12 protein-coding genes and 2 pseudogenes (1 of these 14 cut by a window edge) are annotated in these 24,273 nt (G+C 67.4%); 8 read left to right on the top strand and 6 right to left on the bottom strand.

What is annotated here, in order from left to right:
• The 4 genes and pseudogenes from ACQ860_RS23245 to ACQ860_RS23230 form a co-directional block, all read right to left on the bottom strand.
• Positions 1-2,064: the 5' portion of an efflux RND transporter permease subunit gene (locus ACQ860_RS23245; RefSeq protein WP_431305673.1), read on the bottom strand. 981 nt of this gene lie to the left of the window's left edge; 2,064 of the gene's 3,045 nt are visible here — the first part of the coding sequence; the start codon lies at positions 2,062-2,064; the stop codon falls past the left edge of the window.
• 85 nt (positions 2,065-2,149) lie between these two features.
• Entirely contained in the window at positions 2,150-3,811 is a 1,662-nt protein-coding gene (locus tag ACQ860_RS23240; protein ID WP_431305672.1) for an efflux RND transporter periplasmic adaptor subunit, read from the bottom strand.
• A gap of 64 nt (positions 3,812-3,875) precedes the next feature.
• On the bottom strand, positions 3,876-4,220 hold the full coding sequence (locus tag ACQ860_RS23235; protein ID WP_431305671.1) for a hypothetical protein: 345 nt from the start codon (positions 4,218-4,220) through the stop codon (positions 3,876-3,878).
• A 427-nt stretch (positions 4,221-4,647) separates the two neighbouring features.
• Positions 4,648-4,866, bottom strand: a pseudogene (locus ACQ860_RS23230) (IS256 family transposase); the annotation flags it as partial.
• Between the two features lie 384 nt (positions 4,867-5,250).
• Between ACQ860_RS23230 and ACQ860_RS23225 the strand changes: the two are divergent.
• The 3 genes and pseudogenes from ACQ860_RS23225 to ACQ860_RS23215 all read left to right on the top strand — a co-directional run bounded on the left by ACQ860_RS23225 (position 5,251) and on the right by ACQ860_RS23215 (position 11,863).
• Positions 5,251-7,338, top strand: coding sequence for an ATP-binding protein (locus ACQ860_RS23225; RefSeq protein ID WP_431305670.1), 2,088 nt, complete (start codon positions 5,251-5,253; stop codon positions 7,336-7,338).
• Positions 7,331-9,452: pseudogene (locus ACQ860_RS23220) on the top strand (sulfatase-like hydrolase/transferase). Before ACQ860_RS23225 ends, ACQ860_RS23220 begins: the two are co-directional and overlap by 8 nt.
• A gap of 68 nt (positions 9,453-9,520) precedes the next feature.
• Positions 9,521-11,863, top strand: a complete 2,343-nt coding sequence (locus tag ACQ860_RS23215; protein ID WP_431305669.1) for a cytochrome c3 family protein — start codon at positions 9,521-9,523, stop codon at positions 11,861-11,863.
• Between the two features lie 15 nt (positions 11,864-11,878).
• Here the strand turns inward: ACQ860_RS23215 and ACQ860_RS23210 are convergent, their stop codons facing one another.
• The gene (locus ACQ860_RS23210) at positions 11,879-12,661 is read right to left on the bottom strand and encodes a hypothetical protein (protein ID WP_431305668.1); all 783 of its coding nucleotides are present in this window, start codon (positions 12,659-12,661) and stop codon (positions 11,879-11,881) included.
• Positions 12,662-12,893: 232 nt separating this feature from the next.
• Here ACQ860_RS23210 and ACQ860_RS23205 point away from each other — a divergent pair, with 232 nt between their 5' ends.
• Together ACQ860_RS23205 and ACQ860_RS23200 are read left to right on the top strand one after the other, a co-directional pair.
• Positions 12,894-15,341 carry an arylsulfatase gene (locus tag ACQ860_RS23205; RefSeq protein ID WP_431305667.1) on the top strand — a complete coding sequence of 816 codons (2,448 nt, stop codon included), beginning with the start codon at positions 12,894-12,896 and terminating at the stop codon, positions 15,339-15,341.
• A gap of 528 nt (positions 15,342-15,869) precedes the next feature.
• Positions 15,870-16,508 carry a helix-turn-helix domain-containing protein gene (locus ACQ860_RS23200; RefSeq protein ID WP_431305808.1) on the top strand — a complete coding sequence of 213 codons (639 nt, stop codon included), beginning with the start codon at positions 15,870-15,872 and terminating at the stop codon, positions 16,506-16,508.
• Positions 16,509-16,654: 146 nt separating this feature from the next.
• On the opposite strand, the gene ACQ860_RS23195 is transcribed toward ACQ860_RS23200, so the two are convergent.
• Positions 16,655-17,053, bottom strand: coding sequence for a hypothetical protein (locus ACQ860_RS23195; protein WP_431305666.1), 399 nt, complete (start codon positions 17,051-17,053; stop codon positions 16,655-16,657).
• Between the two features lie 636 nt (positions 17,054-17,689).
• Here ACQ860_RS23195 and ACQ860_RS23190 point away from each other — a divergent pair.
• The 3 genes from ACQ860_RS23190 to ACQ860_RS23180 all read left to right on the top strand — a co-directional run bounded on the left by ACQ860_RS23190 (position 17,690) and on the right by ACQ860_RS23180 (position 24,226).
• Complete coding sequence (locus ACQ860_RS23190; RefSeq protein ID WP_431305665.1) at positions 17,690-18,553, top strand: hypothetical protein; 864 nt, start codon at positions 17,690-17,692, stop codon at positions 18,551-18,553.
• Positions 18,554-18,715: 162 nt separating this feature from the next.
• Entirely contained in the window at positions 18,716-18,895 is a 180-nt protein-coding gene (locus ACQ860_RS23185) for a hypothetical protein (RefSeq protein ID WP_431305664.1), read from the top strand.
• Positions 18,896-19,450: 555 nt separating this feature from the next.
• The gene (locus tag ACQ860_RS23180) at positions 19,451-24,226 is read left to right on the top strand and encodes an FG-GAP-like repeat-containing protein (RefSeq protein WP_431305663.1); all 4,776 of its coding nucleotides are present in this window, start codon (positions 19,451-19,453) and stop codon (positions 24,224-24,226) included.
• The last annotated feature ends 47 nt before the right edge of the window (positions 24,227-24,273 follow it).

The following is a 24,273-nucleotide window of genomic DNA, read 5'->3' as shown; positions in this document are numbered from 1 at the left end:
GACCTGAAGCTGCGGGATGCGGACCTGGCGTTCCACCTGGATGTCCACGAGCCCCGGCACGGCCGCCACGCGGGCGCGCAAGCCCTGAGCCAGCGTCGCCATCGTGTCGAGGTCGGGGCCGAACAGCTTGACCGCGATCTCCGCCCTCACGCCGGAGAGCATGTGGTCGAGCCGGTGCTGGATGGGCTGGCCGATATTGATGTTCGCGGGCAGCGGAGCCAAGCGCGCCCGGATATCGGCCAGCACTTCGGCGCGCGGCCGGTCGGAGCGGCGCAGCGCGACGTCGATCTCGTTCACATGGACGCCCTCCGCGTGCTCATCCAGCTCGGCACGGCCGGTGCGGCGGCCGACGGACACCAGCTCAGGGAGGTCCGCCAGCAGCCGCTCGGCCACGGCACCCAGGCGCGCGCTTTCAGCAAGCGAGATACCGGGCACGAAGGAGACGCCGACCAGGACCGTGCCCTCGTTGAAGGCCGGCAGGAACGCGCGTGGCAGCTGCGTGGCACCCCAGGCGGCCGCGCCGAACAGCAGCAGCACGGCGGCGTCGATCAGCCGCGGCCGCGCCAGCGCCTGCATCAAGGCCGCCCGGGTCAGGCGCTTCGCGCCGCGCAGCACGAAGCTGTCCGCGCGATGCGTATTCGCTGGCCGGTCACCAAGCAGCCAATAGGCCAACACCGGCGTCAGCGTGACCGATACGGCAAGGCTCGCCAGGATCGCCACGATGTAGGCGAGGCCGAGCGGCGCGAAGAGGCGCCCCTCGATGCCCGGCAGCGCGAAGAGCGGCACGAAGACCAGCACCACGATGGCGGTGGCATAGACGATGCCCGAGCGCACCTCCTGGCTCGCCGCCGCTACCACCTCCAGCACAGGGCGCGGCATGGCGAGTGCGGCGTTCTCGCGCAAGCGGCGCAGGATGTTCTCGACATCCACCACCGCGTCATCCACCAGCTCGCCGATGGCGATGGCGATGCCACCCAGCGTCATGGTGTTGATGGTCAGGCCGAAGATGTGGAACACCACGACCGTCGCCAGCACTGAGACCGGGATGGCGGTGAGCGAGATGACCGTTGCGCGCATATTCAGTAGGAACAGGATCAGCACCACCGCCACCACTGCCGCGGCTTCCAGCAGGACCGTCTCCACATTCCGGATGGAGGTGGCGATGAAATCAGCCTGGCGAAACTGAACACGGGAGGCATCGAGCCCGGGCGGCAGGCTGGGGCGCAGCTCGGCCAAGGCGGCCTCGACAGCGCGGGTGACGGAGATGGTATCGGCGCCAGGTTGCTTCTGCACCGAGAAGACTACCGCAGGACCGCCGCGATAGCCGGCGTCGCCCCGGCGCGGCCGGGCGGCGAACTCCACCCTCGCCACCTGGCGCAGCAGAACGGGCGTGGGGTAGCCCGGGCGCTGCGCCACGGGGGTCTCCGCCAGATCCTCGAGGCGTTGCGTGAGGCCGAGGTTGCGGATGAGGTATTCCCGCCCGCGCTGGTCCACGAAGCCACCGCCGGTGTTGGTCCCGAAGCGCCCCACCGCGGCCTCGATCTGCTCGGAGGTGACACCTAGGGCCAGCATCGCCGCTGGATCGGGCGTCACTCGGTATTGCCGCACCTCCCCGCCGATCGGGATGACCTGCGACACGCCAGGGATGCTGAGCAGGCGCGGGCGGATGGTGAAATCCACCGCCTCGCGCGCCGCCATGGCCGTGACGCCCTCGGCGCGTACCGCCACCAGCATGATCTCGCCCATGATGGAGGAGACCGGGCCCATCACCGGCGAGACCGCCGGCGGCAGGGAGGCGCGGACGACGCCGAGGCGTTCCAAGACGAGTTGCCGCGCGCGATAAAGCTCCGCCGACCACTCGAACTCGACATAGACGATGGAGAGCGACAGCGCCGAGACGGAGTGCACGCGCGCCACGCCAGGCATGCCGTTCATCGCCGTCTCGATGGGAAAGGTAACGAGGCGTTCCACCTCCTCGGGTGCGAGGCCCTCGGCCTCGGTCAGCAGGGTGACGGTGGGTCGGTTCAGGTCGGGGAAGACATCCACCGGCACCTGGGGCAGCACGAAGGCGCGTAGCCAACCAGCACCAACGAGGCGATGAGGACCAGCAGCCGATTGCGCAGGCTGCCCGTGACGAGGATCTGAAACATCAGCGCACCTGATTCACGAGGCCAGCGCCCTGCACCACCACGCGCTCGCCGGCCCGCAGCCCGGCGGCGACCAGCACCCGGGCGGCATCCAGCGGCTCGACCCGGACCGGGGCGGCGGCGAAGGTCTCGGGCTCGACATGGCGCCAGACCACCTGCTCGCCATTGGCAGCGCGCACCACGGCGGCGCGGGGCAGGATGAGGCCGCGGATCGGCTCCGCGATCTCGGCCACCACGGTCACTGGCTGACCGAGGGAGAGGCCGGGGGGCGGTGCCTCGATACTGAACTGCACGAGCGTCGCGCCCTGCTGCACCGCCCGGCCGAAGCCCTGCAGCACCAGGCGAATGGGTTGCCCGCCACGCACCGAGGCGGTGGCCTCGCGCAGCACCATCGCGGCATCCGCCCCGAAGACCAGCGCTTCTACAGACAGGCCGGCGGGGTCCACGATCTGGAACAGTACGTCCTGGGCGGCGACCACCTGCCCGGCAGCGGCACGGGCCGAGGCGATCACGCCATCCGCGGGCGCGCGGATGACTTCGGGGGCGATGCGGTTCTGCGCCAGCGTGGCACGGCGGCGGCGCAGGCCTTCCAGCTCGATCTCGGTGTCGATCACCTGCACGCGGGTGCCCGCGCCGCTGGCTGCGAGGTTTCGCGAGCGCGCCAGGCGCGCCTCGGCGGTGGCGATCTGCTGCTCAAGGTCGCCGGAGCGTTCGGCGATGGTGGTCTGGTCGGCCACCGGAATGGCCGGCTCCACGATGGCCAGCACCTGACCGCGGCGCACAGCCTGGCCCAGTCGCGGCAGCCCGCCTTCCGGCGCCAGGATGCGCCCGCCGGCGATGCTCTGCGCCAAGCCGCCGCGGTTGGGGTCGGCCACCACGCGGCCGACCAGGGTGATTGTGCGCGAGGCATCGGCTTCGCGCAGGGTGATCGTGCGGACCTCCAGCAGGCGCTGGCTGATCTTTGGCAGGAACACGGCGCCGTCCGGCAGGCGGCTGGGCGCGTCGATGCCGATCGCCGGCGCGGCAGCCGGCCCATCATGGTCGTGTCCGGGGCCGGCCAAGGCGGGTGTCGCCGCCAACGCCAGCGAGAGGGCGGCAGCAACGCGGCGCCGGCTCCGCGGCCGCGCAAGCAGCAGGCCGCACAGCAAGCCGAGCGCGGCACCGCCGCCGCCCACGAGCCAGGGCCGATGCGCGGCCCATTCCACTGCCTCGTGCCAGGGGTCCGTAAAGGGGCCTGTATGTGGATCGGGCGCTGGCAGCGCCGGCAGCAGCCCGGACAGCAGATCGTCGCCCGCCGCGCCCGCCGTGATGGAGAAGACGAGGTCCAGCGGCGCACCTGTACGCGTCAGCAGCGACGAGGTGAGGCGGTAGGTTCCGTCCTCCTCGCGCTCGGCTGGCAGGCTCGCCTCGCCGATCGTCACCTCGACCTGAGCGTCCGTGACCGGCTCATTCCCCTCGAAAAGGTCGATCCAGAGGCGAAGGCGGTCGGGCGTCTCGCGCACCGCGACCACCTCGTAAAGGTCTGAACGGACCGCAAGACGAGGGCGCGCGGGGGCTGCGGAGGCGGGTGCGTCGTCATGGCCCTCATGGGCAAGGGCCGGCATGGCGAAGGCAAGGAAAGCGGCCGCGGCAGCGGCGCGCAGCATGGCAGGGAGCGACAACATGATGACATCCGGCAGGAGGACGGGCAAAGCGCGGTGGCCGCGCCCGTCTGGCTGACGGGTGCGGTTAGCCGGCGGCGCTACGCCTGGGCGGTGGGGACGGAACAACGGGTGCCAAAGAATCCAACTGACGCGTGCTCTCGACCGGGATCTGGCGGTTCGCCAACAACATCGGCGCGCGTAGACTCTCCGGCGCCGGCAACATGGCCCTCACCGCATGACAAAAGGCGCAATGGACAGCGCCGGGCGCATCCTGTTCGCTCGGCACCTTCTCGGATGTCACGCAGTCGCCGACGATTGCCTGTGTCAGGTCAGCCTTGGCCGCGTGCGCGTGCTGCCCGAACCCGGCCGTCAGCAGCACGGCCAGAAGGCCGAGTACGCGGGCGATGCGGAGAGAGCGGATGTAATCCATCATTGGCACCGGACAGGTGGTCGGGTTGGGCCGTTCCGTCAACGGAGGGTCACCTCTGGGCCGCTTCGGACTTCGGACAGACACTCCCAAGGTGGCTCACTTGGCGAGACGCGTCTCACGGTGCCCAGCGAAGGTTGGAATCCGGTTCCCACCGCGGCTCAAGCATCTCCCCGAACAACCATTCACCACGTATCAGACAGCGCCGTGAACCGCAGGTTTCCTGGGGTTTTGCCGCGTGGGCTTGAGGGTTGGAGAACGCAACGAACCCGGAAATCTCTCTCCGGAGCGCCGAAGTTCTCCGAAGCTTGAGGGTAGGCCGATTTAACTCTCAAGGTCTAAATGAATGAAAATAAGTGCATTTGTCTGGGATGTGCTTGAGGCTTTTCGGCATCCGCAGCCCCTTCCCAACGAGTCTGCGAGAACAACTCCTGACGTCGAGCCGACCCTTGGGCAGCCACTCCCACTCGCGGTAGCCGTTGCGCTGCTTACTCCGGTTCTCACTGCGTTCGCCGTGGTCTGCGCCTGTCAGGCCGCCCACTTCGAGCGCCATCTGCCGCTCGGCGGCAACGCCGATCATCTCGCACAGCATATTGGCGTGAGACGATTTTCCCAAAATCCCGCGCAGACCCATCGTGTTATCGGTCATCGTAGTGGTGTCTTGGTCAAAGGTTGAAGGTCTCGACAACCCAAACCCTACCAAGGAACACTGCGGTGGCAGCCTGGGATCTCCGCTACGCTTCGCCAGCGGATTCGCTCCGTACCCCAGGCTCTGTCGCATTTACACTACCATACGGGTCACGACCGTTTGTGCCGCTTGTCGGAAGGTGACAGCAGCGCCAACCTTGCTCACAGTCGGTTGGATTTGACGCGCACCAAGCCATTTCCATCAAAAATAATGTTATTCCTGTCCCGATCTATTGCGTTAAGCGCAACAAAACGTACTCACTTGCCCATCTTTACGTAATTTTTGGTGCTGTACGATAATCGAAATCGGGAGGCTGAAGTGACACTGGCCGCCCGACCGCCCCCCATGACCCTGCGCCGGCGCCATCGCCCGCTGATTGGCCTCGCGGCGCTTCTGCCCGTCATGGCTCTCGCGCTCGTCTTCGCCCTCGTGCTGATTGATGCACTCCGGCAGTACCGCGCTGCCGACGAAGCACGTCTGAGGGACACCGCACGGGCCCTGACGGCTGCCGTCGACGCGCGCCTTGGAACCTTTGTGGAGGTGGCGCAAGCACTGGCAAGGACTGGCCTACTCGACGATCTCGAGCACCGAGAAGCGTTCGCCGCGGCCGCTGCACGTGTATCAACTGCCTTACCAGGATGGTTTGTCCTCGTCGGGCCCGGGCCGGACCACTTTGTGCTCAACACGAACCTGCCCCTGCAACCGGGGCAGGTGCTTGAGCCGATCCCCGAGGGGACGCGCGCCATCCTGCGCGATGTGTTGCTCGGCGTCTTCGAAGGCCGCAGGGCAATGGTCTCTGACCTGTTCTACGGCGACATGGCGCGTCGGGAGATCCTGACCGTCATGGTACCGGTCGGCGACACAACCCCCACCGCTGTCGGCCTCTCCCTAAGCTTTGGTCCGGAACTGCTGCAGGATCTACTCAGCCGCCAGGGCCTGCCGACTGCGACCTTCGCCGCAATCGGGGACGGGCGTTTCCGTATCGTCGGGCACTCCCAGAACGTGCGCCTTGTGGGAAGGCCAGTGCCGGAATGGATCATTGACGCGATGGTGCGCCGCCATAGTGCCCTCCTGACGGGGCCGGGGCTCAATGGCAGGACGTACTCCTACGCCGTCGAGCGCCCAACGCTGGCCCCCAACTGGACCGTTGCGGTGGCAGAACCCCTGGCGATGCAGCAGGCCTCTGCATGGCGTGCGCTGCGCTGGCTGCTGGCCGTTGGGGCCACCCTCTGCCTGGGTCTGTCAACTGCGGTCTGGGCCAGCCGCCGCGAGGCCATCGGTGACGCCAGGCGCGAAGCCGCGGCGCTGCGCACGGGGCGCGCCGAAGTGGACCGGCTGCTCCGCGGGCTGCCGGCGGTGATCTTCCTTCGTGAGTTGGCGCCGGACAGGACGACGCGCCTCGTCTCGCGCCGGGGCGACATAGAGACAGTGACAGGCTGGCCGGCGACGACATTCGCTGGCGTCGACAACTTTCAATCCTGGGTGGATCTGGAAGTCGACGACTATCACGATTTCTTCGACCGGGTGGTGCGTGAGGGCGCGGGTACCATCGAGTATCGAATGCGCCAGCCCGATGGCTCCTGGCGCACACTCAGGTCGCGGTGCCGACTGTTGGCTCGCCGGCAGGACGGGGTCTGCGAAGTGGTCGGCTACATCCTTGATGTCTCAGCGGAGCGCGAAGCGGAAGCGCGCGCCGTGGCTGCGGCTCGACTGGCCTCGCTCGGTGAGATGGCCGCCGGCCTAGCACATGAGATGAAGCAACCGCTCCAGTGTATTTCCCTTACGGCCGAGATGGGCCAGATCGCAGCTGGTCGAGGGGACACGGTGGGCGCTGTTGAACAGTTTGAGAAGATTGTGGGGCAGACGCAGCGGACGGCCCAAACCATCGAGCATTTGCGACGCTTCGCTCGTGGCACCGAGGCAGGGGCATCGCCGCAGCTCGTGCCACTGACGGCTGCGGTTGAGGGCGCCCTCGATCTGGCTGGCAGCGTGCTGCGGGATGCCTCGATTAAGGTCGAGGTGGAACTCGGCGACCCTCCTCCGGTCGTGCGCGGCCAGGAGGTGCTGCTCGAGCAGGTGCTGTCGAACTTCCTGCTGAACGCTCGCGACGCGCTTGCCGCGCGGCCCGATGGTGCGCCGCGACGCGTCCGCATTACGGCGGCGCCGGGATCGGCGGGAACAGTCAAACTGACCATCGCCGATACCGGCGGTGGCATCGCCCAAGAGGTAATGGCACGGCTGTTCGAGCCGTTCGTCACCACCAAGGACGCAGACCTCGGCACAGGCCTGGGACTGTCGATCTGCCACAGCCTGGTGAAGGGCATGGGTGGCGACATCGAGGCGCACAACGAAGCGGAAGGCGCCGTATTCACGATCACGCTTCTAGGCATTGTCCAGGGCGAAACAAACGACAAACAAACGCCGAATGCCTGATGCGTTTCCCGGGGTGGCCACGCGGAGCGCAAGCTCACCGTGTTCCGGCACTGATCCTCGCCATGGAGGCCGGCATCGACATAGTTGGATAGTGTGGATACATTCAGGGGAGCACGTCATCGGCTATGGCGTGATCTCAGAGGTCTCCGCGGGCTACCCCGGCTACAACGCCATCATCCCACCCGAAACGGCGACCATCGCCGAGACGCTCCGGCAGAACGGCTACGCGACCTCCTGGTTCGGCAAGAACCACAATGTTCCGCCCTGGGAGGCGAGCCCGGTGGGCCCCTTCACGCGCTGGCCGAACGGCATGGGCTTCGACTATTTCTACGGCTTCGTCGGCGGCGATACGAGCCAGTGGCAGCCCGGCAACCTGTTCCGCAACACGACGCGCATCCATCCCTTCCTCGGCCAGGCAAACTGGAACCTCTCCACTGCTATGGCGGATGAGGCGATCGCCTATATCCGCACCCAGCGTGAGGCGGCGCCGGGCCGGCCATGGTTCGTCGACTACGCACCAGCCGCCTGCCGAGTGGGTCATGCGTTTCCGCGGCCGCTTCGACATGGGCTGGGAGGCGCTGCGCGAGCAGATCTTCGCCAACCAGCAGCGCCTCGGCGTGCTGCCGGCCAATGCCGTACTGACGCCCTGGCCGGAAATCCTGCAGCGCTGGTCCAGACTCTCCGATGACCAGAAGCGGTTGTTCATGCGCCAGGTGGAAGTCTATGCCGCCTTCCTCGCCTACACCGATCATGAACTCGGGCGCGCCATCCAGGCGGTGGAAGATGCCGGGCAGATCGACAACACGCTGATCATCTACATCAGCGGCGACAATGGCGCCCCCTCCGAGGGCCGGCTCAATGGCACGCCGAATGAAGTGGCCTATTTCAACGGCATCGAGACGCCGGTCGCGCGGCAGCTCGAACTGCTTGATGCCTGGGGCAGCGACCGCACCTATAACCACATGGCCGCCGGCTGGGCCTGGGCCTTCAGCACGCCCTATCGCTGGGTGAAACAGGTCGGCTCGCATTTCGGCGGCATGCGCAACGGCATGGCCATCTCCTGGCCCGCGCGCATCACCGACCGCGGCGGCATCCGCCACCAGTTCCATCACGTGACCGGCGTGGTGCCAACCATCCTGGACGCGATCGGCATTCCCAAGCCGAACAGCGTGAACGGTGTGCCGCAGCGCCCGATCGAGGGCGTCAGCATGGCCTATACCTTCGACCGCGCGAATGCCGCTGCCGCCACACGCCGGCGCACGCAGCACTTCGAGATGTTCGGCCATCGCGGCATCTATCATGATGGCTGGTACGCCAACACGACGCCGCCGAACCCGCCCTGGGACAGCGCTTCGCAGCCGCCGGCGGACGTGATCAACGGCTATGCCTGGGAGCTCTACAATCTCGCCGAGGACCCGACGCAGTCGTGCAATCTTGCGGAACAGCATCCTGACCGGCTGCGCGCCCTGCAACAGCTCTATCTGGTGGAGGCCACGCGCTATGGCGTGCTGCCGATGGACAATTCGACGCTGCCCCGCCTGCTGGTCCAGCGCCCCGGCTTCTCGGCCGGCCGCACGGAATTCACCTATAGCGGCACGGGCGTGGGCCTGACCTCGGACAGTTCGCCCCCGATCCTCAACCGCGCCTACCGCGTCACGGCGGAGATCGAGGTTCCTGCGGGCGGTGCGAACGGCATCCTGGCCGCGCAGGGTGGACGCTTCGGCGGCTACGGCTTCTATCTCCGGGAGGGGCGCCCGGTCTGGACCTGGAACTTCCTCGACATCGAGCGAACGAAGTGGGAGTGGACGGAGGCGCTTCCCCCTGGCCGCCACAACATTGTCTTCGAGTGGCGGCCTGACGCGTCGGGGCCACCCGGAGGGCTCGGCGGGGTTGGCACGCTCTCGGTCAATGGCCGCAGCGTGGCCGAGCGCCGCAAGGAGCGGAGCATCCCCTTCTACATGCAGTGGGATGAGCCCTTCGATGTCGGGCAGGACACCGGCACGCCCGTGGATGACCGCGACTATCAGGTGCCCTTTGCCTTCACCGGCACCTTGCGCAGCGTGCAGTTCAGTCTTGGCGTCAGCACACTCCCTCAGCCTGCAGCTCGAAATTGAAGCAACACTCGCCATGACACGGCCCCGCATGGAAACATGCGGGGCCGTGATCGGTTCCGGTGCCCAAAATGAAGTCTTTTCCGCCTTTGCGTGACACGCGCCTCGCACTGCTGGCCGGCCTTGCGGTGCTGATTGCCCTGCCCTTCCTGCTCGCCGCGCTGCTGGTCAACCCATCCGAGCCACGCGCCATGGAAAGGGCGCGCCAGGGCTTCGTCGGCTCATCCACCTGCGCTTCATGTCACGCAGCGCAAGCCGCCGACTGGCGCGAGAGCGACCACGCGCGCGCCATGGCGGTGGCATCACCCGAAAATGTGCTCGGCGACTTCTCGGGCGTGGCCGCCACAGATGGTCGCCACACCGCGACCTTCCGGCGCGAGGGTGACCGCTACGTGATCCGCACCGATGGTCCAGACGGATCGTGGATGGATTTCACGATCACCGAGACCTTCGGCGCCGATCCGCTTCAGCAATACCTTGTGCTCTTCCCCGATGGCCGTCGCCAGGGGCTCCCCTGGGCCTGGGACAGCCGGCCGCGCGAGCAAGGCGGCCAGCGCTGGTACCATTTGATGGCCGATGATCCCCTGCCCGCCGGTGACCCGCTGCACTGGACCGGCCGCGAGCAGAACTGGAACTTCATGTGCGCCTCCTGCCACACGACCGGGCTGGTGCGCGGCTACGATGCGGCCAGGAATCGGTATGACACGAGCTGGACCGAGATCAGCGTCGGCTGCGAGAGTTGCCATGGGCCGGGTGCCGCGCATGTGGCCTGGGCACGGGCCGGTGCCCGCGCGGAAGACCCCCATCGCGGACTGTCCGTCCGGCTCCGTGACCGTTCCGGCGGTGCCTGGCGCTTCGCCGCGAATGACCCGCGCGGCATGGCGCGCTGGGAGGGACCGCCGCGTCAATCCACCGCAGCGCAGGTCGAGACCTGCGGCGCCTGCCACGCCCGCGCCCGCCCGCTTGTCGCGGACCCGCTGCCCGGCGCGCGCTTCCTGGACACCCATGCGCCGATGCTGCTCGAGCGCGGCGAATATCACGCCGATGGCCAGATCCAGGGTGAGGTTTTCGAATGGGGTTCCTTCGCGCAATCCCGCATGAGCCGGGCCGGCGTAGTCTGCGCCGACTGCCACGACCCGCATCGCGGCTCGCTGCGCGCCGAGGGAAACGCGGTCTGCACGCAATGCCACCTGCCCGCCCGCTTCGACACGGCGGAGCATCACCGCCATGCGGCCGGGGGCGCGGGCGCGCAATGCGTCTCCTGCCACATGCCTGCCGTGACCTACATGGGTGTGGACCGGCGGCGTGATCATGCCTTCAGCATCCCGCGTCCCGATGTCGCGGCGCAGATCGGCGCGCCCGACACCTGCACGTCCTGCCACACGGACAGGCCGCAGTCCTGGGCCTCAGAGCGGATCGCGGCGTGGTTCGGGCCACGCCGGCGCGATGATCCGCATCCCGCGCTCGCCATAGCCGCTGGGCGGAGCGGCGAGACGGGCGCCGATGCGCTGCTGGCCGCCGTCGCCAACAACCGGGCGCATGCGCCGATCCTGCGCGCCACCGCCGTCTCTCTCCTGCCCATGCCGCCTTCACCCGCCACGGCGCAGGCGATCGGCGCCGCGCTGCTCGACCCCGAGCCGCTGGTGCGCGCGGCGGCGCTGCGCACGCTCGAGGGCCTGCATCCGCGGAACCGGCTGCACGCCGCACGCTTCCTAGCCGATGAGACGCGCTTCGTTCGCATCGAGGCGGCGCGCGCGCTCGCGCCCGTGCCGCTTGAGGCCCTTCCAGAAGCCACTCGCCCGGCTTTCACGCGGGCCTGGGCGGAGCTGATCGCCAGCGAGCGCGTGGCGGCCGATCGACCGGAGGCGCATGTGAACATCGCGGCGCTACTCGCCGCGCGCGGCGACATGGCGGGCGCCGAGGCCGCCTATCGCGATGCGCTGGCGCGCGATGCCGCGCATCTGGGCGCGCTGGTGAACCTCGCGGATTTCGAGGCGGGGCGCGGGCGCCCCGCGGCCGCCGAGGCGGCGCTACGCCGCGCCGTCGCCGCCCATCCCGGCGAGGCCGAGGCACATCACGCGCTGGCGCTGGCCCTCGCGCGCCAGGGGCGCGCCGCGAATGCGGTCGCGCCCCTGGCGGAGGCGGCGCGCCTACGGCCCGATGAGCCGCGCCATGCCTATGTGCAGGCGATCGCGCTGAACCAAGTGCGCCGGACGGAGGAGGCTGTGGTGGTGCTGCGCGGCAACCTGGAACGCCATCCGCGCCATCGCGACAGCCTGGTCGCGCTCGCCACCATCGAGCGGGAACGGGGGAATGTCACAGAAGCCGAGCGCCTCGCTGCCATTGCGGCCGCGCTCAACCCGGCGGATCGCGAGGCCGCCGCGTTGCTCACGCAGCTGCGGGCACGGCGGTAGCGCGGCGCGCGCTGTTCAGAAGCGGTAGCTGGCGCCGATGATCGGGCCCGAAAGATCGATCCCGATATTGGCGCGCCCCTTCTCGTAATCGATGTGGATGTGGCGGTAGCCGATGGACGCGCTGAGCCGCTCGTTGATCCGCCAGTCCAGCGTGCCCATGGCCTGCCAGGTGAATTGCGCCCCGACGCCGAACCCGCCCATATCGCCATAGGCCGTGAAGGAGAGACTGTCGGTCAGGCGCAGGACGCCGCGCGCTGAGAGGATGGGATCGAGCCAGTTCGTCGTGCTGTCGCGGCTGCGTGCGGGCAACAGGCCGGCATTGTAATTGATCGCGGTGTTGAACCACCAACCGCGCACGCCGCCGCCAAGTTCGATGCGCCCGCTCTGAGCCTCGGCGATCGTGTAGAGGCCGATGGCGGTGAGCTCGGCCGATTGCGTCCGAGCGCTGCCGCCGCTCCAGGTGCCGTGCGATGCGCCCGGCACCGGGATGCCCTGTTGGAGGTTGAGGTAGAGCGTGTCCACCACCACGCTGACATTGCCGCGTCGTGCCTCGAACAGCCCCATCGCGGAGAATTTCAGCGTCTGGAAGATGTCGCCGAAGCTCGCGCTGAAATCCACCGAGCCGGCGGGGACGGAGATGTCGCCGCTCATGCCGGAGAACCAGACATAAGGGGAGAGCACCATGTTCCACTCGTTGGTGGTGGGCACAGGGGCTTGCGCCATCGCGGGCGGCGCCGCGAGGAACATCCCGCCGATCGCACCCGCCATCACCCATCCGCACCGACGCTGTGTGTGCATTCCCATTCTTCCTTCTTTTGATCTTGCTCAGTGCTGGACAACGCCCCCACGATAGTCTCAACGCGCGTCCTATCACAAGGCGCGAAGAACAAGCTAAGGAACGTCACGGCATGTCGGGAAATCTTTACAATCGTGGGAAGATTTCTTTGTCTGAATCGTCTGGAAAAGGAGCGAACGTGCCATGAATTATTTTACCCCGTACGCAGGCTTTTTTCTTCCAGGCGTCGCCCGCGTGGCGCGTGTCGCGGGGCGGGCGATGGCCAGCGCGCTGCTGACCGCGGCCTGCCTCACTACAGTGCCCCGGCCCGGTGCGGCGCAGGAGCTACGCGGCACACGAGGTTCGCCGACGGCGCTGGAGTTTCCGGACTCGCGCGTGCTGCCGCAGGCGCCCGCACCTTTCACCGGCACGATCAACCCGACGGCGCGCGACAGCGTACCCGCCTGGCCGCCCACCCTCGCCGCGCCCGAGCTCGCGCCCAACGTCCTGCTCATCATCACCGATGATGTCGGCTTCGGCTCGCCCTCCACCTTCGGCGGCGTCATCCCGACGCCAGCACTCGAGGAGATCGCGCAGGCCGGGTTGCGCTACACGCAATTCCACACCACCGCGCTCTGCTCGCCCACGCGCGCCTCGCTGCTGACGGGACGCAACCCGCACTCGGTCGGCTTCGGCGCCGTGGCCGAGCTATCCACCGGCTTTCCCGGCTACAACGCGATCATCGGCGCGGACACCGCCACCATCGCCGAGACGCTGCGGCAGAATGGCTATGCCACCGCCTGGTTCGGCAAGAACCACAACACGCCGCCCTGGGAGACGAGCCCGGCGGGCCCCTTCACCCGCTGGCCCACCGGCCTGGGCTTCGACTTCTTCTACGGCTTCATAGGCGGCGAGACGAACCAGTGGGAGCCCGGCAACCTCTACCGCAACACGACGCGCATCCTGCCCTTTGAGGGACGGCCCGGCTGGAACCTGACGACCGCCATGGCGGAGGAAGCCATCGCGCATATCCGCCTGCTGACCGAGGTAACGCCGAACCGTCCCTGGTTCATCCACTACGCGCCCGGCGGCGCGCATGCCCCGCATCACCCGACACCCGAATGGATCGCGCGCTTCCGCGGCCAGTTCGACGAGGGCTGGGAGGTGCTGCGCGAGCGCATCTTCGCGAACCAGCAGCGCCTGGGCGTGCTGCCGCCCAACGCCGTGCTTCCGCCCTGGCCGGACACGCTGCCGCGCTGGTCGAGCCTCTCGGCCGAGGAGCGGCGCCTCTTCGCGCGCCAGGCTGAGGTCTTCGCCGCTTATCTCGCCTACACCGACCACGAGATCGGCCGCGTGATCCAGGCGGTGCGCGACGCGGGGCAGATGGACAACACGCTCATCATCTACATCAGCGGCGACAATGGCGGCAGCGCGGAGGGGCAGTTGCGCGGCACGCCCAACGAATTCGCCTTCTTCAACGGCGTCGAGATCCCAGTGGAACGGCAGCTTCCCTTCCTGGAGGCCTGGGGCGATGACACCACCTACCCGAACCTCGCCGTGGGCTGGACCTGGGCCTTCGGTACGCCCTATCGCTGGACCAAGCAGGTCGCCTCGCATTTCGGTGGCACGCGCAACGGCATGGCGATCTCCTGGCCGGCCCGCATCACTGATCGCGGCGGCGTCCGACATCAATTCCATCACGTGACCGACATCGCGCCAACCATCCTGGAGGCGACGCGCATCCCTGAGCCGCGCTCGGTCAATGGCGTGGCGCAGCGGCCGATGGAGGGCATCGGCATGGCCTATACCTTCGATGCCGCCAATGCCCTCGCGCCGTCGCGCCGCCGCACGCAGCATTTCGAGATGCTCGGCCATCGCGGCATCTATCACGAGGGCTGGTATGCCAATACGACGCCGCCCACGCTGCCCTGGGAGAGCAGCGGGCACGCGCCGGAGGATGCGCTGAACGGCTACACGTGGGAGTTGTACAACCTCATCGAAGATCCGACCCAGGCGCGCGACCTCGCGGCGCAGCAGCCCGAGCGTCTGCTCGATTTGCAGCAGCGCTTCCTGGTGGAGGCGGCGCGCCACCAGGTGCTGCCGCTCGACAACTCCAGCCTGCCACGCCTCATCGCGCCCCGCCCAGGGCCGGCGGCCGGGCGCCGCGAATTCATCTTTCGCGGCCTGGGTGGCGGGCTGCCGGCGAATGCCGCGCCCTCCTTGCTGAACCGTGCCTATCGCCTGGAGGCGGAAATCGAGGTGCCGGCCGCTGGCGCGCACGGCGTGATCGCGACGCATGGCGGGCGCTTCGCCGGCTGGGGCTTCTACCTGCTGGAGGGGCGGCCGGTCTTCACCTGGAATCTGCTCGACCTGGAGCGCATCCGATGGGAGGCACCGGAGGCGCTGCCGCCGGGGCGCCACAGCGTCGTTTTCGAATTCACGCCCGATGCGGCCGGGCCGCCGGTGGGGCGCGGTGGAACGGGTACGCTCCTCGTGAACGGCCGCGCCGTCTCGCGGCAGGCCATGGCGCGCAGCCTTCCCTTCGCAGTGCAGGGCGACGAGAGCTTCGACATCGGGCACGACACCGGTTCGTCGGTAGACATGCGCGACTACCGGCCGCCTTTCGCGTTCACCGGGCGGATCGAACGCTTCGCGGTGACGCTGGGGGATTCGACGCTGCCGACGTCGGCCCCGCGGGACTAAAGCCGAGGGCTCCGTTGCCGCATGGGGCGCGCCCAACTATCGAGGCGCGTCCCAGGAACACCAGAGCAAGTTAGACTCCGGTTCCCACCGCTGCTCCAGTATCTCCCCGAACAACCAATCACCATGTATCAGGCGGCGCCGTGAACCGCAGGTTTCCTGGGGTTTTGCCGCGACGGCTTGAGGGTTGGAGAATGCAACGAGCCCGGAAATGTCTCTCCGGAGGCCCGAAAGTCTCCGAAGCTCGGGAGTAGCCCGATTTAACCTTCAAGCCTTATCTTCTTGATTCGGCGAAAATTTCTTTGCGCTGATCTTGGGAGCTTTTCGCAAGCCGACCGCCTATCGGTCGCCCCTCGGAGCGCGAATACATTCAAGTCGTCCCCGACCTTTCTCAGTAGGTCCAGTCCACATGGCGCACGGGCAGCCCGTTGAGCTGGTCGCGCCGATGCTCCCAACCAGGCAGAAACTGATCCACCAGTGCCACGAAACCTGAATTATAACGAATCATTCTGACGGAGACTCACGAAGGGGATTCCCCGACGCGGCTGTTTTCTGATTCAAGGTGGCGGGCATCGGAACATCGCCATAGGACAGCCGCTTCCCCTTCGCCATGACTTTGACGTTTGGGCGCTTCGAGCGGCGGCGAGGCGGTCCAAAGATGCGGCGCAGGTTCGTCGGCTCCTGACGCTGGCGGCGATCTACGATGGCGCCTCCCGCAGCGAAGCCGCGCGGGTCGGCACCGTGACGCTGCAGATCGTGCGGGATTGGGTGATCAAGTTTAACGCCCAAGGGCCCGAGGGCCTGCTGGATCGCAAGGCGCCGGGCCAACCACCGACGTTGACCGAAGCCCACCGCGCGGCCCTGGCCGCCTTTCAGCCACCGCCGCGTGTTGTCGAGGTCGCCTGGGGCCGCAACTGGTCGCCGCTCTCCAACATGGCTGGCAGCGTCCCCGCCGCGGACCGCCAGCGGCTCGAGGCCGCGCAATCCATCGCCCGGGCGGAGAGCGCGCTGGTCACCAGCCGAGTGGCACGGCAGCGCAGCCTGACGCTCCCCGGCCTCTACGCGACGGAGGCGGCTGCCCGCAGCACGGGCCGCACGCTGGCGCGACTGGGTCGAGCGCGGACCACGGCTCGTGGCCGTCACCACCGACCGCTACCTCGGCCAAATTGAGATCGGCCAGATCGGCCGCATCGCCTACCCGGCCTATGGCGTGGACGCCGGCCTGACAGGGGTCGTCGTAGGCTGGCGCGAGGCGCTGGCCGGGCGGCGCGTCGAAATCATCCTCGCAGGATCAGACCGATGCCCGGTGCCTTCCTCTACGACGAGCGGGTGCGCGACGCCGTCGCACTCACCGCGCTGACGCCGGCCGCGGCCGGCATGCCCGCGGCCAATCTGCGCGATCCGCAGCCGCGGCTGCGCGCGCGCTTCACCGGCGGGGCGGCGTCCATCCTGATCGACTTCGGCGCCGCGACGCCGGTGGAGGCCGTGCCGCTGATTTCCACCAACCTCACCACCAGCGCAACCGCGCGCTGGCGGCTCGGGACGCTGGAGGCCCTCGTGGATGCGACGCCGCTCGTCGGGCTCGACTTCCTGGCCGCCACGCCTTCAGCCATGACCGGCTGGTCCGGCACGCGCGGCGGCGCCGGGACCGGCGAGGCGACGTTCTTCAACGCCGCCGGCGACCTGGCCATCGCCACCGGCTCGGAATGGCGCATCGCGCACGACCCGGCCACGCTCACCCCCCCTCGGGCTGCTGGTCGAGCCGGCGCGCACCAACAATTTACGCAATCCGCGCGGCGCAGGGGCCGTCGCCGGAAACCCCGGCACCGCGCCGACCAACTGGGCCAGCGCCGAGGCCAACGGCATTGCTGCGTAGATTGCAGGCTTTGGCACCGAGAACGGCATGCCCTACGTCGCCCTGCGCTTTACTGGAACCGTCCCCTCCGGCACCGGCAGCGGCACCGTCTGGTTCGAGACCACCACCGCCATCGCCATCGTGAACGGCGACAGCTTCGCTCACTCCTACTTCGCCAAGCTGGAGTCGGTGGTCGTCGGCGGCATCGCCAAGCACCAAGCGGGGATCGCCGAGCTGACCAGCACCGCGACGTTGGTGCGGCAGCGCTTGGAGAACCAGGCGGTCCCGGGCACAGGGCGGCTCGCTGCGGAACGTGCGGTGCAGGTGATGACCCTCTCAGGTGGCGCCACGGTTGCGCGTATCCGGCCCTTTGCGGTCTTTAGCTTCAACGCCGGCACCCACGACGTAACCATCCGCGTCGCGCTGCCCCAGCTCGAGCTAGGCACCTTCCCGACCATGCCCATCCTGCCCGCCGCGGGGGGCGCCAGCGGCGGCGATGCGGGCGGTGGATGGCGGCTCACTCACCGTGGCGGTCTCCGGCGCCGTGACACTGAATGCCGAGCAGGTCACCACCGCCACCGCGGCCACTGGCTTTGTCGGGCACGTCAGCCTCGACAACGGCAGCAACGTCGACGCCGTCCAGCTGCGCGTCACCGCCGCCAGCACGACCAGCGTCAGCCTGGCCCATCGCGTTGTCCGCTCCAGTGCGACCCAATTCCAGCAGACCGTAGCGCGCATCACCGGCGTCGCGACGCGGGGCACGATTGCCGCGGCGACCAACGATGCGGCCGTGGCCGAGAACGGCACCCTACTGGGGTCGTCGGCTTCCGTCGTGATGTCGCCGTCGAACCGGCTCGACATCACCGCTGGCGAGCGGCGGGTCTTCTACCGGGTGGTCCGAGTCTACGCCGCGCGGCTCACCAATGGCCAGGTGATCGCGCTGTCCGCCACCGGCTCCTCCATCGACGCGACGGCGATCGCACACGACACCGGAGCGGTGCCCGCGAACACTGGCGACGAGGCCAACGGCAATGTCATCCTGCTGCGGAGCAGCCCAGCGACGGCGCGCTACCTGCTGGTCGATGTCGCCGACGCCTCGCTCCCCGCCATCGACGTCGGCATCGTCGCGGCGGGCCCACTCTGGCGGCTCGGGCGCGGCATGGCCTACGGCCTGCGGGAGGGGCGCGTCGTCCTCGACCAGCGCGACCGCAACCCGCTCACTGGCGCCGAGTTCGTCGTGCCCGCGCTGGCCAACCCGCGCTTTGCGGGCTTCACGCTGCCGGCGCTCTCGCGCGCGGAGGCCACAGAAGCGCACCGAGACCTCGTGCGGCGGCTCGGTGCGGCGCGGGACGCGCTTTAAATCCCGGAGACCGGGGACAGCCGGGCGGAGACGAACCGGCGTGCCATCTAGGGCGCGGTGAACCAGCCGGGCGAGGAGGCCGCCGGCGCGCGCGGGAGCTTCCCACTGCTGAACCGGGCCTTCCGGATTCTCGAGCGGCTATAGGGGACAGGGGACCAGACAATGAGCGAGGATGATGTCGCGGCGAGGCTCGCCATGCACGAGGCGGTCTGCGCCGAACGCTGGAAACAAGCTAAAGACAGGCTCGGCAGGATTGAAATGGTGTTCGCGGCGATCGTGCTGTTGCTGCTGGTCGGCGAGGGCAGCGTTGTCGCGTTGCTGCGGCGGTTGATCGACGGATAGGCGGGCCCAGCCGCGCCGCCATGCCCCATCCCTCTCGGCTGGCCCTATGACGGCCGGCCTGATGAGCAGCAGCGGGTTCGCCACCTGAACCGCCCCGGGTTTGCAAGGCAGATCGGAGGCGATGCGTTGCAAGGCATTGGGGCCCGCACTGCATCAGCACCGATCAGAAAAGCGGCCGTATATGTTAATTTTGTCTTGGCAACCTTGGTCTTGATCACTTGCGTCCGGCTATCGTCATGGGTGTCTCTCGTGAAGCAGTCAAGGCGCTGCGTTGCGCCCCTGGCGCAACGATCCGGTCTCCAATCCCACCGATACTAATTGACCGCCGGTACGGATCAAAATATCTACATTCAATACAATGAAGTTACATCGAAGCGTACCTTTTCGGCATAAATGATCTTAATTCCCGCGACTGCAAGGGCTCGAAGCCCCGACATCGCGATTACGATGAAGTCGTAGGGGCTACCCGAGGTTCCAACTCGCGCCGTCTCTTCACTTCCCCGTTGGGCTATCGGCCCGATCAATCACTCGAGTTCCGGAAGAGGTTAGGCAGCGATGAGCGGTACAATCACGGGTAGGGCCGGCAGGAACGATCTGCTGCGCGGGACGTCATTGGCCAACTCCATCGACGGGTTGAGCGGGAACGACACGCTCATTGGTGGCGGCGGCGATGATAGACTGACGGGCGGCGTCGGCAACGACACCTTCGTCTTCGAAAGCACGCTCCAGCGCAACGGCTTCGACGTCATCACCGACTATCAGTACAGCGCATCGGCGAGCGGACAACGAGACGTCCTCGACCTCACCGCCGTGCTCACCCGGCTCCCGGCGAATAGCCGGATCGCCGACTACGTGCGGGTGACGCAGGACGGCAACGGCGCCTTGCTCTGGATCGACCGCGACGGCGCCGGGGGCGCCCAGGCACAGGCCTTTGCTCGCCTCGAGGGCCTCAAGGCCGGTGATCTCGTCCGCATCAACATCGGCGGCAGCGAGCGTGAAGATACGCGCGGCTTCACCCTGTCGGTCCAGCCCCCGCCCAACCAGGCGCCGAGCGTCACCTCCGGCGCGACGGCGAACTTCGCGGAGAATGGCAGCGGCACCGTCTACACCGCCACCGGGACAGACCCGGAAAACACTGCCCTGACCTGGACGCTGGGCGGGGCAGATGCCGCGCTGTTCAACATCAATGCCGCAACCGGCGTGGTGACGTTCAAGACGGCGCCGAACTTCGAAGCGCCCACCGATGCCGGCGCCGACAATGTCTACAACATTACCGTAACCGCCTCCGATGGCAGCAACTCCAGCGCTGCCAGGGCGGTCGCCATCACCGTCACCAACGTCAATGAGGGGCCGAGCGTCACCTCTGGCGCGACGGCGAGCTTCGCGGAAAATGCCAGCGGCACGGTCTACACCGCCATCGGGACAGACCCGGAAAACACTGCCCTGACCTGGACGCTGGGCGGCGCGGATGCCGCGCTGTTCGACATCAATGCCAGCACCGGCGTGGTGACCTTCAAGACGGCGCCGAACTTCGAGGCGCCCGCCGATACCGGCGCCGACAATGTCTACAACGTCACCGTCACCGCCTCCGATGGCACGCTCTCCAGCGCGGCGCAGGCCGTCGCCATCACCGTCACCAACGTCAATGAGGGGCCCAGCGTCACCTCCGGCGCAACGGCGAACTTCGCGGAGAATGCCAGCGGCACGGTCTACACCGCCACCGGGACCGACCCTGAGAGCAACGCCCTGACCTGGGTATTGGGCGGGGCGGATGCCGCGCGGTTCGACATCAATGCCAGCACCGGCGTGGTGACCTTCAAGACGGCGCCGAACTTCGAGGCGCCCGCCGATGCCGGCGCCGACAATGTCTACGACATCACCGTCACCGCCTCCGATGGCAGCAACTCCAGCGCGGCGCAGGCCGTCGCCATCACCGTCACCAACGTGAATGAGGGACCGACCGTCACCTCCGGCGCAACGGCGAGCTTCGCGGAGAATGCCAGCGGCACCGTCTACACCGCCACCGGGACCGACCCGGAGAACAACGCCCTGACCTGGACGCTGGGCGGCGCGGATGCCGCGCTGTTCGACATCAATGCCAGCACCGGCGTGGTCACCTTCAAGACGGCGCCCGACTTCGAAGCCCCGGCCGATGCCGGCGCCAACAATGTCTACAACATCACTGTCACCGCCTCCGATGGCACGTTCTCCAGCGCGGCGCAGGCCGTCGCCATCACCGTCACCAACGTCAATGAGGGGCCCAGCGTCACCTCCGGCGCAACGGCGAGCTTCGCGGAAAATGCCAGCGGCACCGTCTACACCGCCACCGGGACCGATCCGGAGAACAATGCCCTGACCTGGGTGCTGGGCGGGGCGGATGCCGCGCGGTTCGACATCAATGCCAACACCGGCGTGGTGACGTTCAAGACGGCGCCCGACTTCGAAGCCCCGGCCGATGCCGGCGCCAACAATGTCTACGACATCACCGTCACCGCCTCCGATGGCAGCAACTCCAGCGCAGCCCAGCCTGTCGCCATCACGGTGACGGACGTCAGCGAGGGGCCCGCGATCACCTCCGGCGCTGCCGCCACGGTGTCAGAGAACATGACGGGCACGGCCTATCAGGCGGCCGGAACCACCGGCGTCTGGTCCCTGAGCGGCACCGATAGGGCGCTGTTCAACATCGATGCCGCCACTGGCGCTGTGACCTTCAAGGAGTCGCCCGACTTCGAAGCGCCGCTGGATGCCGGCGTCGACAATATCTACGACCTCACCGTCACGCTGACGGCTGGTACGCAGAACGTCACCAAGGACGTCACCATCACGGTGACGGACGAGAATGAGGCGCCGGTCATCACGTCAGGCTCGGGCTCGGGCCAGCCCTTCACGCTGGTCAATTCCATCCTGCCGGCCGATGTGCGTGCGACCAGCATCGCGCGCCCCGTGCTCGTGGACCTCGACGGCGATGCGCGGCTCGATCTGGTGGTCGGCGATGGCCTTGGCGTCCTGCATGCCTTCCGCAACACAAGGGATGGCTTCACTCCCTTCGCCAACAACCCGTTTGCCAGCATCAACCTGGGTTCGGGAACGACCGCGGTGTCGACCGCACCAGCCTTCGTTGATCTCGATGACGATGGCGATCTGGACCTTGTCGTTGGCACCTCTGTCCCCTCTGCAACCAACCCGTCCACAACTGTCGGTGACCTGCTTTCTTACGAGAACACGGGTAGCGGCTACGTGGCTTTCGCGACCGATCCCTTTGCCGGGGTCGACTTCCCCACGACCTCGGACAACCCCGCGCCGGCCTTCGCGGATCTGGACAATGACGGACGGCTGGATCTGGTCATCGGCACCGCTGACGGGTCACTGCGGGCTTTGCGCAACACGGATGCCGGCTTCGTCGCCTTCGCGGTCGACCCCCTGGCCAGCCTAAACAATGGTGCGTTGGCATCAGTCGACGACACGACGCCCACCTTCGTCGATCTCGATGGCGACACCGATCTCGATCTGGTGGTCGGCCATGGTCTGGGTGGGGCGGGATCGAAATATGGTGCTTATGGAGCCGGCGCGCCCCCAGCCCTGTTTGCCTTTGAGAATAAAGGTGCCGGAGGCTTCGCGCCCTTCACCCAGGATCCCCTCGCCAATATCGGCGTCCCGGCACTCGGAACCGCGCCCACCTTCGGTGACATCGACGGCGACGGTGCACTCGATCTCGTGGTTGGCACGAAATACGGCGGCCTCCGCAGCTTTGAGGCAACCAATGCCGGCTTCGTGTCAACCGATCCCGCCAATCCTCTGGCCGACGTTTTCGGCTCGCTGCAGTTTGTCGATCTCGATAATGATGGGGATCTCGACATCTTCTCGGATCGTCTGCTGGGTAACAGCACTATTCCGGGAAACGTCATCGCCCTGGAAAACACAGGCACCGGCTACGACGTCTTTGCCGCAGACCCGTTCGCCAATGTCTTGCTGCCATTTGTCGGCGCCACCGTGTTTGGCGACATTGATGGTGATGGCGATCTCGACGCCCTTCTGACCTCGTCTTACTCCGGCTTCGGACGCGTGGTCGAGAACACAGCAGGCTCCTTCGCGGCCTTTGCTTCCGACCCGCTCGCGGGTGTCGACATCAACAATCTCATGGGCGGTGTGCTGGTCGATATCGACAGTGACGGTGCTCTTGATATTGTTGCCTTCCGCGAAAGCACGGTCGGGGCACCCGCGGCGCTTGTCGCTTTCCGCAACGTCGGCGGCACCTTCGCCAACTTCGCGGTTGATCCCTTCGCGGGTGTTTCCGTCGCCGGGGGCGCCAGTCCCATTCCCGTCGCCGCGGTGGACCTGGACGGCGACGACGATACGGACATCATCATGTCCAATGGGAAATATGGCGAGCTGTCCTCGCTCGAGAATGTGGATGGCAGTTTCCAGGAGTTTGCCGGCGGCGACCCGTTGCAGGGCGCCTCGGTCGGCCTTTTCGGCAAGCCCACCTTTGCCGACCTGGATGGCGACGGCGACCTGGATCTGATCGTCGCGGGCGATGGCCCATTGGGGTCGGGCGCACCGCGGTTGTTCGAGAACACCGGCGCCGGCTTTGTCGCCACCGTGGACCTCGGAGGCATCTCCAGTGGCGTCATGACACGCTATGCCGTGGCGGATGTGAATGGGGATGGCGAGTTGGACGTCGTGGCGACCGAGTGGTTCGGCCAGTCACGCGTCTATGAGCGGACCTTCGTGGACTTCAGGGAAAATGCCACCGGCAGCATTTACCTGGGAACGGCGACCGATCCGGAAGGCGATGCCATCACCTGGTCGATCTCCGGCACTGATGCCCTCCTGTTCGACATCAACACGACGACGGGCAATGTGACGTTCAAGGCGGCGCCGGACTTCGAAGCGCCGGGCGATGCGGATGGCAATAATCGCTACGAACTGACGATCACCGCATCGGATGGGACGCTCTCGACCGACAAGGCGATCATCCTTGCGGTCGCCAATGTGAACGAGGTCTCGACCATCACTGGCAATAGGACCGGTAGTGTCGCCGAGGATGGGACGCTGACGGCAACCGGACAGTTGACGGTCACGGACCCCGATGTGGATGCGGCGCGCTTCGCTCTGCTGGGCGCGGAGGGCTCCGGGACCTATGGCGATCTCGACCTGGATCCGGTGAGCGGCCAATGGACCTATTTGCTGCGCAACACCGCAGCGAATGTACAGGCCCTGAATGACGCCGAGTTGGTCTTCGACACCTTCGACATCTGGTCGCAGGACCGCACGGCGAGCGTACAGATCTCGATCGGCATCGCAGGCGCAAGCGATATCGTGCCCGGGTAGTCTTGCCTTTTGCCGGAGGCCGGCCCGCATGGCCTCCGGCAGTTTGC

This window comes from Sediminicoccus sp. BL-A-41-H5 (assembly GCF_050632405.1).
Taxonomy (GTDB): domain Bacteria; phylum Pseudomonadota; class Alphaproteobacteria; order Acetobacterales; family Acetobacteraceae; genus Roseococcus.
This window is presented reverse-complemented; position numbering and strand designations above follow the sequence as displayed.